Source organism: Pseudomonas sp. MCal1 (assembly GCF_026341415.1).
Taxonomy (GTDB): Bacteria; Pseudomonadota; Gammaproteobacteria; order Pseudomonadales; family Pseudomonadaceae; genus Aquipseudomonas.
This window is the reverse complement of record NZ_JAKUMP010000004.1, coordinates 180,904-193,840: the sequence shown is the minus strand read 5'-3', so window position 1 is coordinate 193,840 and position 12,937 is coordinate 180,904. Positions and strand designations below refer to the sequence as shown.

General features: G+C 62.7%; 13 protein-coding genes. 6 read left to right on the top strand and 7 right to left on the bottom strand.

Annotation, left to right across the window (positions count from 1 at the left end; genetic code table 11):
- The first annotated feature begins 82 nt into the window (after positions 1-82).
- From MKZ87_RS09165 to MKZ87_RS09155, 3 genes are all read left to right on the top strand, one after another.
- Positions 83-1,780, top strand: a complete 1,698-nt coding sequence (locus MKZ87_RS09165) for an FAD-dependent oxidoreductase (RefSeq protein WP_266200681.1) — start codon at positions 83-85, stop codon at positions 1,778-1,780.
- Positions 1,781-1,963: 183 nt separating this feature from the next.
- Positions 1,964-2,851, top strand: a complete 888-nt coding sequence (locus tag MKZ87_RS09160; protein WP_207984009.1) for a neutral zinc metallopeptidase — start codon at positions 1,964-1,966, stop codon at positions 2,849-2,851.
- Entirely contained in the window at positions 2,852-3,805 is a 954-nt protein-coding gene (locus MKZ87_RS09155) for a hypothetical protein (protein ID WP_085703134.1), read from the top strand.
- A 69-nt stretch (positions 3,806-3,874) separates the two neighbouring features.
- Here the strand turns inward: MKZ87_RS09155 and MKZ87_RS09150 are convergent, their stop codons facing one another.
- From MKZ87_RS09150 to MKZ87_RS09140, 3 genes are all read right to left on the bottom strand, one after another.
- On the bottom strand, positions 3,875-4,468 hold the full coding sequence (locus MKZ87_RS09150; protein WP_085703133.1) for an HAD family hydrolase: 594 nt from the start codon (positions 4,466-4,468) through the stop codon (positions 3,875-3,877).
- Positions 4,465-5,334 (bottom strand): acyl-CoA thioesterase II, encoded by an 870-nt coding sequence (gene tesB, locus MKZ87_RS09145; protein ID WP_039771793.1) that lies wholly within the window; start codon positions 5,332-5,334, stop codon positions 4,465-4,467. The genes MKZ87_RS09150 and tesB overlap by 4 nt, the downstream gene beginning before the upstream one ends.
- A 109-nt stretch (positions 5,335-5,443) precedes the next feature.
- Entirely contained in the window at positions 5,444-6,013 is a 570-nt protein-coding gene (locus MKZ87_RS09140; RefSeq protein ID WP_085703132.1) for a GNAT family N-acetyltransferase, read from the bottom strand.
- An 82-nt stretch (positions 6,014-6,095) separates the two neighbouring features.
- On the opposite strand from MKZ87_RS09140, the gene MKZ87_RS09135 reads away from it, so the two are divergent.
- Both MKZ87_RS09135 and MKZ87_RS09130 read left to right on the top strand, forming a co-directional pair.
- Positions 6,096-7,016 (top strand): histone deacetylase, encoded by a 921-nt coding sequence (locus tag MKZ87_RS09135; RefSeq protein WP_085703131.1) that lies wholly within the window; start codon positions 6,096-6,098, stop codon positions 7,014-7,016.
- A gap of 280 nt (positions 7,017-7,296) precedes the next feature.
- Entirely contained in the window at positions 7,297-8,538 is a 1,242-nt protein-coding gene (locus tag MKZ87_RS09130) for a TIGR03862 family flavoprotein (protein ID WP_085703130.1), read from the top strand.
- 38 nt (positions 8,539-8,576) lie between these two features.
- On the opposite strand, the gene MKZ87_RS09125 is transcribed toward MKZ87_RS09130, so the two are convergent.
- Both MKZ87_RS09125 and yedA read right to left on the bottom strand, forming a co-directional pair.
- The gene (locus MKZ87_RS09125; RefSeq protein ID WP_085697577.1) at positions 8,577-9,917 is read right to left on the bottom strand and encodes a DEAD/DEAH box helicase; all 1,341 of its coding nucleotides are present in this window, start codon (positions 9,915-9,917) and stop codon (positions 8,577-8,579) included.
- A 65-nt stretch (positions 9,918-9,982) separates the two neighbouring features.
- The gene (gene yedA / locus MKZ87_RS09120) at positions 9,983-10,933 is read right to left on the bottom strand and encodes a drug/metabolite exporter YedA (protein ID WP_085703129.1); all 951 of its coding nucleotides are present in this window, start codon (positions 10,931-10,933) and stop codon (positions 9,983-9,985) included.
- Between the two features lie 163 nt (positions 10,934-11,096).
- On the opposite strand from yedA, the gene MKZ87_RS09115 reads away from it, so the two are divergent.
- Positions 11,097-11,549, top strand: coding sequence for an Lrp/AsnC family transcriptional regulator (locus MKZ87_RS09115; protein ID WP_085703128.1), 453 nt, complete (start codon positions 11,097-11,099; stop codon positions 11,547-11,549).
- 149 nt (positions 11,550-11,698) lie between these two features.
- On the opposite strand, the gene MKZ87_RS09110 is transcribed toward MKZ87_RS09115, so the two are convergent.
- Positions 11,699-12,304, bottom strand: a complete 606-nt coding sequence (locus MKZ87_RS09110; RefSeq protein WP_085703127.1) for a PolC-type DNA polymerase III — start codon at positions 12,302-12,304, stop codon at positions 11,699-11,701.
- Between the two features lie 40 nt (positions 12,305-12,344).
- Positions 12,345-12,824 carry an NYN domain-containing protein gene (locus MKZ87_RS09105; RefSeq protein ID WP_007958730.1) on the bottom strand — a complete coding sequence of 160 codons (480 nt, stop codon included), beginning with the start codon at positions 12,822-12,824 and terminating at the stop codon, positions 12,345-12,347.
- Between the last annotated feature and the right edge of the window lie 113 nt (positions 12,825-12,937).

Genomic DNA, 12,937 nt, shown 5'->3' with positions numbered 1-12,937 from the left:
CAGTCGGTTGATCTGCTTCGCCCGCGCTGGTTATTTTCTGGAACCCGATTCTAAAAATAATTGATTACTGGAGCCTTTCCTGATGCCTGCCCTTCCCGATATCGACTGCGACGTTCTGGTGGTCGGCTCCGGCGCCGCCGGTTTGTCGGCCGCCGTAACCGCCGCCTGGCATGGCTTGAAGGTCATCGTGGTGGAAAAGGATCCGGTGTTCGGCGGCGCCACCGCATGGTCTGGCGGCTGGGCGTGGGTGCCGTGCAATCCGCTGGCCCGGCGCGCCGGGATCGTGGAAGACGTGGAATTGCCGCGCACTTACCTACGCCACGAACTCGGCGAGCACTACGACCCGGCCATGATCGACGCCTTCCTTGAAGCCGGCCCACGCATGGTCGCGTTCTTCGAACAGCACACCGCGCTGCAATTCGCCGACGGCAACGCCATCGCCGACATCCACGGCGAAACTCCGGGCGCCGGTACCGGTGGACGTTCGGTAATTGCGGCACCCTATGACGGACGAAAGGCCGGACGCCTGCTCAAGCGTCTTCGTACAACGATGCGCGAAACTTCGTTCATGGGCATGCCGATCATGGCGGGGGCGGATCTGTCGGCGTTTCTCAATCTGACTCGCTCGTTGTCGGCGGCCTGGCACGTGACCCGACGCTTCACCCGCCATCTGCTGGACCTGGCGCTGCACGGCCGGGCGATGCAATTGGTCAACGGCGTGGCGCTGGTGGCGCGGCTGGCGAAATCCGCCGAAGACCTCGGCGTACTGCTGTGGGAATCGGCGCCGGTAACCGAACTGCTGCGCGACGAATCACGCATCACCGGCGCTCGTGTGAACACCGCGAAAGGCCCGGTCAATGTCCATACCCGCAAAGCCGTGGTGCTCGCCGCGGGCGGATTTGCCAATGACGTCGAGCGGCGCAAAGCGCTGTTTCCCCGCACGCCCACCGGCCATGAACATTGGGCGTTGCCTCCGCTGGCCGTCAATGGCGATGGCCTGCGACTGGGTGAAATCGCCGGAGGCCGGGTCAACACCGATGTGGCCTCACCAGTGGCCTGGGCGCCCGTCTCGCAAGTGCCGCATTCCGACGGCAGCATCGGCCATTTCCCACACATCATCGAACGCGGCAAACCGGGGATCATCGGCGTACTGCGCAACGGCCAGCGCTTCGTCAACGAAGCCAACGGCTATTACGACTATGTCAGCGCCATGGTCGCCGCCGCCCCCGAAGGTGAAGAGGTTGCGTCCTGGCTGATCTGCACCCGCGCCTTCCAGCGTCGCTACGGGCTCGGCATGTCTCGGCCGTTTCCGGTTCCGGTGTCAGGCTTTATCCGCAGCGGCTATCTGAAAACCGGAAATACCCTTGACGAATTGGCCACTGCTTGCGGCATCGATCCGGATGGATTACGCGCCACTCTCCATGACTACAACCACCATGCCCGTCACGGCGAAGATCCGCTGTTCGGTCGCGGTTCGACCCCGTACAACCGCAAACAGGGCGACCCGGCGCAAAAACCCAACCCGTGCGTGGCGCCTATCGAACAAGGCCCGTTCTACGCGGTGAAGGTGCAGCCGGGCTGCTTCGGCACCTTCGCCGGGCTCAAGGTCAATCCGCACGCGCAAGTGCTCGACGCCAATGATCAACCTATCGCGGGGCTTTACGCGGCGGGTGGCGACATGGCCAGCATCATGGGCGGGCATTACCCGGCGGGCGGGATCAACCTCGGCCCGGCCCTGACTTTCGGTTACGTCGCAGCCCGGCACATGGCGGGCACCTGACCCGGCGAAAGAAAACCGCCGGCGAATTGAATTCCCGGCGCCCGCGCTCGTCAATAACAGGCCCGACCTCGTCACTCCGAGGCCGGGCCTTTGTGCGTGTGTGCGAATGGACGGACGACCGGACTGGCGCCACACTCACACACCAGCAACACTCATCACCACGATCAGAAAGAGGATTCCCACATGCTATGGAAAAAAGGCCGACGCAGTGACAACGTCGTCGATGCCCGTGGCGATGATATGGGCGGTGGTGGCGGTATGCGCTTCGGCGGCGGCAAGGGCCTGAGCCTCGGGGCGATCCTGCTGATTGTCGGTATCGGCTGGATCACCGGCCAGGACCCGCTGCAGATCCTCGGCCAGCTCACAGGGCAGATGACCGAACAATCGGCCCCTACTTCGCAAACCCGTCAGGCACCACCGGCCAACGATGAACAGGCCGAATTCGTGCGCTCGATCCTTGGCGACACCGAAGACACCTGGGGCGCGATCTTCCAGCAGGCCGGTCGTCAGTATAAGGATCCGACCCTGGTGCTGTTCAGCAATCGGGTCAATTCAGCCTGTGGTCTGGCGACCTCGGCCACCGGCCCGTTCTATTGCCCGGCGGACCAGAAGGTCTATCTGGACATGGCGTTCTTCCAGGAAATGGCCCAGCGCTTCAAAGCCGCCGGCGACTTCGCCCAGGCCTACGTGATCGCTCACGAAGTCGGACACCATGTGCAGACGCTGCTCGGCGTCTCGGCGAAAATTCAGGCAGCCCGCCAGCAAGGCCGGCAGATGGAAGGTGACGGCGGTCTGCTGGTGCGTCAGGAACTGCAAGCCGATTGTCTGGCCGGGGTCTGGGCTTACAACGCGCAGAAACGTCTGAACTGGCTGGAACCGGGCGACATCGAAGAAGCCTTGAACGCGGCAAACGCCATCGGTGATGATCGCCTGCAACAACAGGGTCAGGGCCGTGTGGTGCCGGACTCGTTTACCCACGGTACGTCGGCGCAAAGGGTGCGCTGGTTCAAAACCGGATTCGCCCAGGGCCAGGTCGGCCAGTGCGATACCTTTGCGGCGAAAAACCTGTAAATGCATAAATGGCTGTTGGCTTTACTGTTCATCGGCGGCACCGCCCAAGCGGCCGGCGTCGACGCAATCAGTCCCGGGCGCCTGCAATTGCAGGCCGGCGAAATGGCGGTGGGCATCGGCCCGGCGCCGGCGAAAATCGAGCGCGTGCTGATCGTCATTCATGGCCGTCTGCGCAACGCCGAGACCTATCGCAAAAGCGGTGAAATCGCGGCGGAACTGGCCGGGCAAACCGCCAACACCCTGGTAATCGCCCCGCAGTTTCTCAACGAAAGCGATGTGTCGCTCTACTCGTTACCCGCCAGCGTGCTGCGCTGGCAAGGCAACGACTGGATGGGCGGCGGATTATCCACAGGGCCGAAACCGCTGAGCTCCTACGCTGCACTGGACGAAATCGTCGGGCGGCTGAGCGATCGCAAGCAGTTTCCGGACGTGAAGCAGATCGTGATCTTCGGTCATTCCGGTGGCGCGCAGGTGGTGCAGCGTTATGCACTGCTGGCCCAGGAACAACCGGCGCTCAAGGCCGAAGGCATTCGCTTGCGTTACGTGGTGGCCAACCCGTCGTCTTACGCGTACTTCAATGAGCAACGCCCGGTGGCCTTCGATCATGCGAAGTGTCCGGGTTTCAACCGCTGGAAGTACGGTCTGATGGATCCGCCGATCTATTCGGGTGGGCAAACGCCCGCGCAGCTTGAAGGCCGTTACGTCAAACGCGAGGTGATTTATCTGCTGGGCCAGCAGGACACCGACCCGCAACACCCGGCGCTGGACAAAAGCTGCGCCGCCAAAGCCCAGGGGGCTTATCGACTGGAGCGCGGCAAGCTGTTTTTCGGTTACTTGCTGCGTCGTCACCCTGAAGGGGTCAATCAGCGCCTGATCGAAGTGCCCGGCGTCGGGCATGACGGCAACGGCATGCTGACCTCGCCGGAAGGCCAGAAAGCCCTATTCGAGCAATAGTCTGGTGTGGCTTGATCTGGCCCCATCGCCGGCAAGCCAGCGATGGGACCCGCTCCGACAATCCATGAATCAAGCGAACAACATCCGCCGCAACTCGACACAATCCTTCGCATGCCAGTCCGTCAACTCCGGCCACGGATTGTCCGGCAGGTTCACCAGCACCGTGTGGGTGCCCGCCGCCCGGCCGCAATCAAGATCAAACCGGTAATCACCGACCATCACCATCTCGCTCGCCGACACTTGCCAGGCATCGGCCAGTTTCAGCAGGCCCTCGGGATGCGGTTTTGGCTGTGCTTCATCGCGGCCGAGCACATCCTCCACCGCGAAGCAGTCGGCCAGGCCGATGGCCTCCAGCGTCACATGGGCCAGCTCCCGCGCATTGCGGGTCAGGACGCCGAGACGATAACCGCGCGCGTGCAGGTCGCGCACCAGTTCCACCGCACCGTCTGCCGGGGTCGAGCCGAGCGCCAGATCGCGCTCATGTTCCAGCAGCCAAGCGTGTTTCGCCGCCGCTTCATCGGCGGGCAGCGCCGCGAGGTGGGTGAGGATGTCGTCCTCCGGCGGGATCGAAAGCGCCACGCGGATCGCCGCGAAGTCGTGCACGGCGACGGTCAGGGTGCCGTCCATGTCGAACACCCAGTGCCGCACATCCGCCAGGTTCATGCCCAGTCCTTGCGATGACGGATCAGGCCTTCCTGCGTCACCGACGCCACCAGTTGCCCGGCGCGGTTGAACACGCTGCCACGGGAGAACCCGCGAGAGTTGCCGGCCCACGGGCTGTCCATGGCGTAGAGCAACCAGTCATCGGCACGCAGATCATTGTGGAACCACAGCGCGTGGTCGAGGCTGGCGACCTGCATGTCTTTCTGCCAGACCGATTTGCCGTGGGGCAGCATCGAGGTGGTCAGCAGACCGAAGTCCGAGGCATAAGCCAGCAAATATTTGTGCAGCGCCGGGATGTCGGCCAATGCGCCGTCGGCACGGAACCACACGTATTTGATCGGATCCGCCGGTTGCGGGTTGTACGGATCTTTTTCGGTGACCGGGCGCACTTCGATCGGTTTCGGGCACAGCAGCTTTTCGCGCATGTGCTCCGGGATCAGGTGCGCGCGTTGCTGGGTCAGTTCCAGCTCCGACGGCAGGTTTTCCGGGCCGACCACTTGCGGCATCTGGCTCTGGTGTTCAAAGCCTTCTTCGTCGTACTGGAACGACGCGCTGCAGGTGAAAATCGGGTGGCCCTTCTGGATCGCGGTCACCCGGCGGGTGCTGAAACTGCCGCCGTCACGCACGCGGTCAACCGAGTAGACCACCGGCAACTTGGCATCGCCCGGACGCAGGAAATAACCGTGCATCGAATGCACATGACGCGCTTCTTCAACGGTCTGACTGGCCGCCGACAGCGACTGGCCGAGCACCTGGCCGCCGAACAACTGGCGAAAGCCCAGATCCTGGCTGCGACCACGGAACAGATTTTCCTCGATCGGTTCGAGGGTCAGCAGATCCACCAGATCTTCCAACACTTGGCTCATTCAGACTCTCCTCACACAAAGCAATGCCGCGCAGTCTTGGCTGCGGCGGGGGATTCAGGTTCTGGCCCGGCCCCTCAGGGTGCCGGCCATTGTAAACGTCCGCGCCTGCTTATCCATGCAAGGTTTCCAGCCACTGCTCCCTCGTGATGCGGTACAACACATGCCGCCGTAACGGGTGACCGTCCGCGAGACGCGGGTGGTCGAAATCATCCTGCGGGGCGTGGTGCATGCCGATCGCCTGCATGACTTTCTGCGACGGCAGATTGGTCTCGCTGGTGAACGACACCACTTCATCCAGCGCCACCCGGTCAAAGCCGCAACGCAGAGCGGTCCAGGCCGCTTCGCTGGCATAACCCAGGCCCCAGTGTTCCTTGGCCAGGCGCCAGCCGATTTCCACCGCCGGGGTGAACGGCGCATCGAAGCCGACCACGCCGAGCCCGGTAAAACCGATGAACTCGCCAGTGTCCTTGCGCTCCAGCGCCCACAGGCCATAACCGTGTTCGGCAAAATGCCCGCGCACCCGACCGATCAGCGCGGCGCTTTCCAGCCGGCTCAAGGGCGCGGGGAAGTAGCGCATCACCTGCGGGTCGGCGCACATCGCCGCAAACGCCGGCAAATCCTCGTCCTGCCATTGGCGCATCAACAGCCTTGCGCTTTCCAGCTCCAGTATCGGTTCCATCCTGCCCCTCCGCTTGATGCCGCCAGTCTACATCGCTGTTAGGCTTTGCACTCTTTCCTGCAGCCTCTATGAATAGTCCACCATGCCGTTGCCGCTGATCTACCACGAAGACTACAGCCCGGAATTTCCGGCGGATCACCGCTTCCCCATGGACAAGTTCCGCCTGCTGCGCGATCACCTGGTGGACAGCGGCCTCACCCGCGATGAAGACCTGCTGCGCCCTGAACTGTGCCCGGCCGACATTCTCGCCCTGGCCCATGACCGCAGTTATATCGAACGCTACATGAGCGGCGAGTTGTCTCGCGAGGACCAGCGGCGCCTCGGCCTGCCATGGAACGAAGCCCTGGCCCGACGCACGGTGCGGGCCGTCGGCGGTTCGATTCTGGCGGCCGAGAAAGCGCTGGAACATGGTCTGGCCTGTCACCTGGCCGGCGGCACCCATCACGCCCATTACGACTACCCCGCCGGCTTCTGCATCTTCAATGACCTGGCGATCATCAGCCACTACCTGCTGCAAAGCGGCCGGGTGAACCGGGTGCTGATCTTCGACTGCGACGTGCATCAGGGCGACGGCACTGCGCGGATTCTGCACGACACCCCGGAAGCGATCACCGTTTCCCTGCATTGCGAAAAGAACTTTCCTGCACGCAAGGCCGAAAGCGACTGGGACATTCCGCTGCCCAACGGCATGGGCGACGCCGATTACCTGAAAGTGGTCGACGATGCGCTCAACTACCTGCTGCCGCTGTATCAACCGGATCTGGTGCTGTATGACGCCGGCGTCGACGTGCACAAGGACGACGCCCTCGGTTACCTGCAACTGACCGACGAAGGCGTTGCCGCCCGCGATGAAAGCGTGATGCGCCATTGCCTGGGCCGCGACATCCCGGTGGTCGGAGTGATCGGCGGCGGTTACAGCAAGGATCGCCACGCCCTGGCCCGCCGCCACGGCATCCTGCATCACAGTGCGCAGCGCGTCTGGCAGTCATCGGGTTGTCATTGAGTTGTGCTGCGTTACCCACAATGGCTGTGGAACGGCCTGTGGATAACCTGAGCGAAAGGGACTACAGCCCAAGCTGAACATGGCCTGCAGCGCGCTGGTTGTTTTTTGATCAGGCCTTTCGATCATCACAAATCCCTGTGGGAGCGAGCTTGCTCGCGATGGCGTCAGTACATTCAACATTTAACTGAATGACTCACCGCTTTCGCGAGCAAGCTCGCTCCCACCCGGTTTCTGCGCTGTTAGAATGCGCGCCATATTTCGTCAGACCGCAGCGCACGCCATGACCCAGATTCACGCCACCTATCCCGCTCACGTCGCCATCATCGGCGGTGGTCCCGCCGGCCTGATGGCCGCCGAAGTGCTGAGCCAGGCCGGAGTCCGCGTCGATCTGTACGACGGCATGCCCTCGGTGGGCCGCAAGTTCCTGCTGGCCGGGGTTGGCGGCATGAACATCACCCATTCCGAAACCTACCCGGCGTTCCTCTCGCGCTACGCCGAACGTGCCCCGAACATCGCCCCGCTGCTGCGCGCCTTCGACGCCGACGCACTGTGCCGGTGGATTCAGGAGCTGGGCATCGAAACCTTCATCGGCAGCTCCGGCCGGGTGTTCCCCACCGACATGAAAGCCGCGCCGCTGCTGCGCGCCTGGCTCAAGCGCCTGCGCGACAGCGGCGTGGTTATCCACACCCGCCACCGCTGGCTCGGCTGGGATGAAAACGGCGCGCTGCGCATCGACAGCCCGGAAGGCGAGAAAACCCTCAACCCCGACGCCACCCTGCTCGCCCTCGGCGGTGGCAGTTGGTCGCGACTGGGCTCCGACGGCGCGTGGATGCTGGCGCTGGAGCAACGCGGCGTAGGACTGGCGCCATTGCAGCCAAGCAATTGTGGCTTCGAGGTGCAGGCCTGGAGCGAAGTGATGGTCAGCAAATTCGCCGGCGCACCGCTGAAAAATATCGCCATCGGTTTGAACGATGATGTTCCTCGCCTTGGCGAATGCGTGATTACCGCGACCGGCATCGAAGGCAGTCTGATCTATGCGCTGTCGGCACCGATTCGTGAAGCGATCAATGTGCACGGTGCAGCGACTGTTCACATCGACCTGCTGCCCGGCCGGCCTGTGGATAAATTGCAGGCGGCGTTGAGCAAACCGCGGGGTTCGCGCTCGATGGCCAAGCATCTGCATAGTCAGGTCGGAATTGATGGGGTGAAAGCGGCGTTGTTGCGCGAGCTCACTGATGCTGCGACGTTTGCCGATCCGGCGCTGTTGGCCAGGGCGATCAAGGCGTTGCCGCTGATGCTGGTGAAAACCCGACCGCTGGACGAGGCGATCAGCAGTGCTGGTGGCGTGACATTCGAGGCGATGGATGAGCGCTTGATGCTCAAGGCGTTGCCGGGGGTGTTTTGTGCGGGGGAAATGCTGGATTGGGAAGCGCCGACTGGGGGGTATCTGCTGACGGCGTGTTTTGCCAGTGGCCGGGCGGCCGGAGCTGGAATGCTGGACTGGTTGAAACAGCGTAACTGATCGTTCCCGCATGGCGCGGGAACGATCCGATCTGACGCTTAAGGCTTACGCTTGCGCGGCCCGGTGTTGAACACCGGCACCTTGCGCACAGGCTTGATCGAAGGCTCCGGCGCCTGAGTCTCGCCGCTGTCCACCCACTTGCCCAGATTGCGCTTGCCACCGCCGCCACCGGAAGCTTTCGGCTTCTTCGGTTTTTTCGGCTTCTTGATCACCTGGCCACTGGCATCGGTGTCCGGCACACGGTGCTCGGGCACGAAATCTGGCTCGACCTCACGCTTCAACGTACTGCGGGTCAGCATCTCGATCGCCGACAACATGTTCACTTCATCGGCACACACCAGCGAGATCGCCTGACCAGTCGAACCCGCGCGGCCAGTGCGGCCGATACGGTGAATGTAATCCTCGGCAACGATCGGCAGATCGAAGTTGACCACCAATGGCAGGTCTTCGATATCCAGACCACGGGCCGCCACGTCGGTGGCCACCAGAATCTGCACTTCGCTCATTTTGAAACGGTCCAGCGCCCGCTGCCGGGTCGCCTGCGGCTTGTCGCCGTGGATGCCGTCGGCGTTAACGCCCAGACCTTGAAGTTTTTCGACCAACGCATCCACACCGTTGCGAGTCTTGGCGAACACCAGCACCTGCTTCCACTTGTTCTTGCGCATCAGGTGCACGAACAGTTCCGGCTTGCGCTTCTTGTCCACCGTGACAATCCACTGCTTGACGGTATTGGCGGCCACGTTGCGCGGGCTGACTTCGATGCTCAGCGGATCGTTGAGCATCTGCCCGGCCAGCAGGCGGATGTCATCGGAGAAGGTCGCGGAGAACAGCAGCGTCTGACGTTTTTTCGGCAACGCGCGGTAAATGTTCGCCAGCTCTTCGGAAAAGCCCAGGTCGAGCATGCGGTCGGCTTCGTCCAGCACCAGGGTCTGCAACTGGTTGAACTTGAGCGCGTTCTGACGGAACAGGTCGAGCAGACGGCCCGGAGTGGCGACCAGCAGATCGACGCCGCCGCGCAGCTTCATCATCTGCGGGTTGATGCTGACGCCGCCGTACACCGCATAAGTGCGCAATGGCAGGTTTTCAGCGTACTGGCGCACGGCTTCGTGGACTTGTTCGGCCAGTTCGCGGGTCGGCACCAGAATCAGCGCGCGAACCGAGTTGGCAGCGACTTTCGGCCCTTCCATCGCCAGCAATTGCAGCAGCGGCAAGGCAAAACCGGCGGTCTTGCCGGTCCCGGTCTGGGCCGCGGCCATCAGGTCGCGACCGGCCAGCACCGCCGGAATGGCTTGCGCCTGCACCGGCGTCGGGGTCTGGTAGCCGAGCTTCTCGAGGGAGCGCAGCAAGGGTTCGATCAGGCCAAGGTTGGCGAAAGTCATGGGAGTACCGTAGGAAAAATCAGAGCGGTTGTGCAAAACAAGTATGCGATGACGCGCAGTTTACCCTAATTCCCACGCTGCTCCGTCGCTATGGCCGTCGTTGGGGCAGCCGGCTCGCTGACCACCGGCAACTGCCGAGGACGCCGCCACTGCGGCAGACCGATCAGCACCACCGCGCCGATGATCACCAGCATCGCCAGCGCCTCTTCGATGCCGATGGTCTCGCCGACAAACACAATCCCCAGCAACACCGCCACCGCCGGGTTCACATAGGCATAACTGGTGGCCGCCGCCGGGCGAACGTTTTTCAACAGATACATGTAGGCGTTGAAGGCGATGATCGAGCCGAAGAAGATCAGGTACGCCAGCGCCAGCCAGCCTTCCAGCGGCGGCATGGCTTGCAGGTGTTCGCCGCTGGCCGCGCTGCCGATCAGCAGCACCGCACCGCCCACCAGCATTTCCACGGCACTGGCCATCGCGCCCTGGGGCAATGGCAGGTGTTTGCTCCACACCGAGCCGAACGCCCAGCTCGCCGCGGCAAAAATCAGCAGCGCTGCGCCCAGCGGGCTCGATTGCAGGTTGGAGCCCATGTTGAGCATCGCGATGCCGATAATCCCCATCACCACCCCGGCCCACTCCAGACGGGTGTTGCGCGCCCCCCAGAAATAACCGCAGAGCAAAGTGAACAGCGGCACCGTCGCCACCGCCAGCGCAGCAACGCCCGATGCCACGCCGCTGTGTTCAGCCAGCGTCACCGCGCCGTTACCGAAACTCAGCAACAGAATCCCGATGATCCCCGCCGCTTTCCACTGCGCCCAGGTCGGCGCCGGTGCCCCGCGCCAGCGCAGGAAGGCGTACATCAGGCTGCCGGCAATCACGAAGCGCACACCGCCGAGCATCAGCGGCGGCCAGTATTCGACACCGATGCGGATCACCAGATAGGTCGATCCCCAAATCACGTACAACGCAAAAAACGCAGCGATCAACGGCAAGGAAAAACGGCGCAGGGCAGACATGGGCAACTCGAAAGTCAGATTCAGGGGATTGGTTATTCTAGAAAGGCCAACCGCTAAAAATAAGTTACAAAACCTGTTTATAGCGCCGGTACACTTTTGAAAACACGGAGATCGACGGCCGAAACCGCGATTTCGAAAGTCTGCCATTTTCAGGAGTCCGACCTTGGACAAATACGACCGCATGCTGCTCAGCGCCCTGCTCGAAAACGGTCGCGCGTCCTACGCCGACCTCGCCCGCAAAGTGAACCTCTCCGCCCCCGCCGTCGCCGAGCGCGTGGCCAAACTCGAGGCCAGCGGCGTCATCACCGGCTACTCGGCCAAAGTCGACATGGCCAGGCTCGGCCTGCCGATCCAGTGCGTCATCGAACTGCGCCTGAACCAGCACGGCAATCCGAAGGTGTACGAGGAGCTGATCAGTATCCCGCAACTGACCGAATGCCACCGCGTCACCGGCGACCCGTGCGTGATCATGCAGGCCGCCGTGGGCTCGATGACCGAGCTGGAAGAGCTGATCAATCGGGTGGCGAAATTCGGGTTCAGCAAGACGTCGATCGTGTTGTCGAGTGCGATAGAGAAGCGGGTGCCGCTGGGGCATATCGAGGGCAACGGAAAGTAACCTTCCCGTCCCGCTCGTTCCCACGCTCTGCGTGGGAATGCCTCAACGGACGCTCTGCGTTCGGCTTTGGAAGGGACGCGGAGCGTCCCGGGCTGCATTCCCACGCGGAGCGTGGGAACGATCAACAGGGAAATGTGTTTGCCTGAAAATCAGCGATAGCGCTGGAGGTGTTCGCCGACTTTAGCGGCCGGCACTTTCTGCAATTTGCACAGCAGGTCGTGCGATAGCTCCCGCACGCCGTGCTTGTGCCGCAACTCATCCGCCAGATGCGCCAGCAAGTTCGCCGCCATCTCCGCATCCGCCATCGCCCGGTGCGCCTGGCCGGTGTGCGGCAATTGGGCAAACGTGGTGAGCGTGCCGAGCTTGTGGTTCGGCGCCGCCGGCATCAGGCGGCGGGCCAGCAGCAGCGAGCAGGCAAAGTTCTGCAAACGGGTGCGTTTGATCCGGCCCAGTTCGAAGTCCCAGAACTTCTGGTCGAACGCGGCGTTGTGCGCCAACAGCGGGGTGCAGCCGACGAATTCGTTGACTTCGTTCATCACCTGTTCGGCCGACGGCGCGGTGCGCAGCATGGCGTTGCTGATGCCGGTGAGTTGTTCGATAAAGGCCGGGACGCGTACGCCGGCGTTCATCAGGCTCTGGTAACGCTCGACGATGCGGCCGTTTTCCAGCATGACCACGGCGATTTCCGTGGCCCGGCAACTGCTGCTCGGCGAGATGCCGGTGGTTTCAAAGTCGATGACTGCAATGCGTTCCAAACCGGGTGGTACTCCGTCCAGATCAATTCTTGAGCAGGGCTCAGTTTTTCAACAGCAGCGCGCCTTCGATCGGCACGTAACGGCTGGCGGCGCGGATCAGCGAGTTGGCGGTCAGGCCGGGAACGCCGTAGGCCACCGCTTGCACGCCGTGTTTGTTGATGATGCGTTCGAGCAGCATGTCGAAATCGCCGTCACCGGAAGCCAGGACGATTTCGTCGACGTGGTCGGCGGCGTCCATGATGTCGAGGGTGATGCCCACGTCCCAGTCGCCCTTGGCCGAGCCGTCGCTGCGCTGGATGTAGGGTTTGAGTTTCACGGTGAAACCGAGGTTGCGCAGGATCTGCTGGAACTGCTGCTGTTTGCTGTCGCCCCGGTCGATGGCATAGGCGTAGGCCTCGACGATCTGCCCGTGCTGGCTGACATCCGCCCACAGCGCCGCGTAGTTGAAGTGGCAACCGTAGGCCTGGCGGACGGTGTAGTAGAGGTTCTGCACATCGGCGAACACTGCGATTTTTTTCACCGGAGTTCCTGTGAGCGCTGACGCGCATGAGCCGGATCAGGCACCAGGCCCGAAAAAGGCGCTCAGTATGCCAGCCCGAAGGAAGGTTCCGCGAATAATCGGCCCGGGGCGCT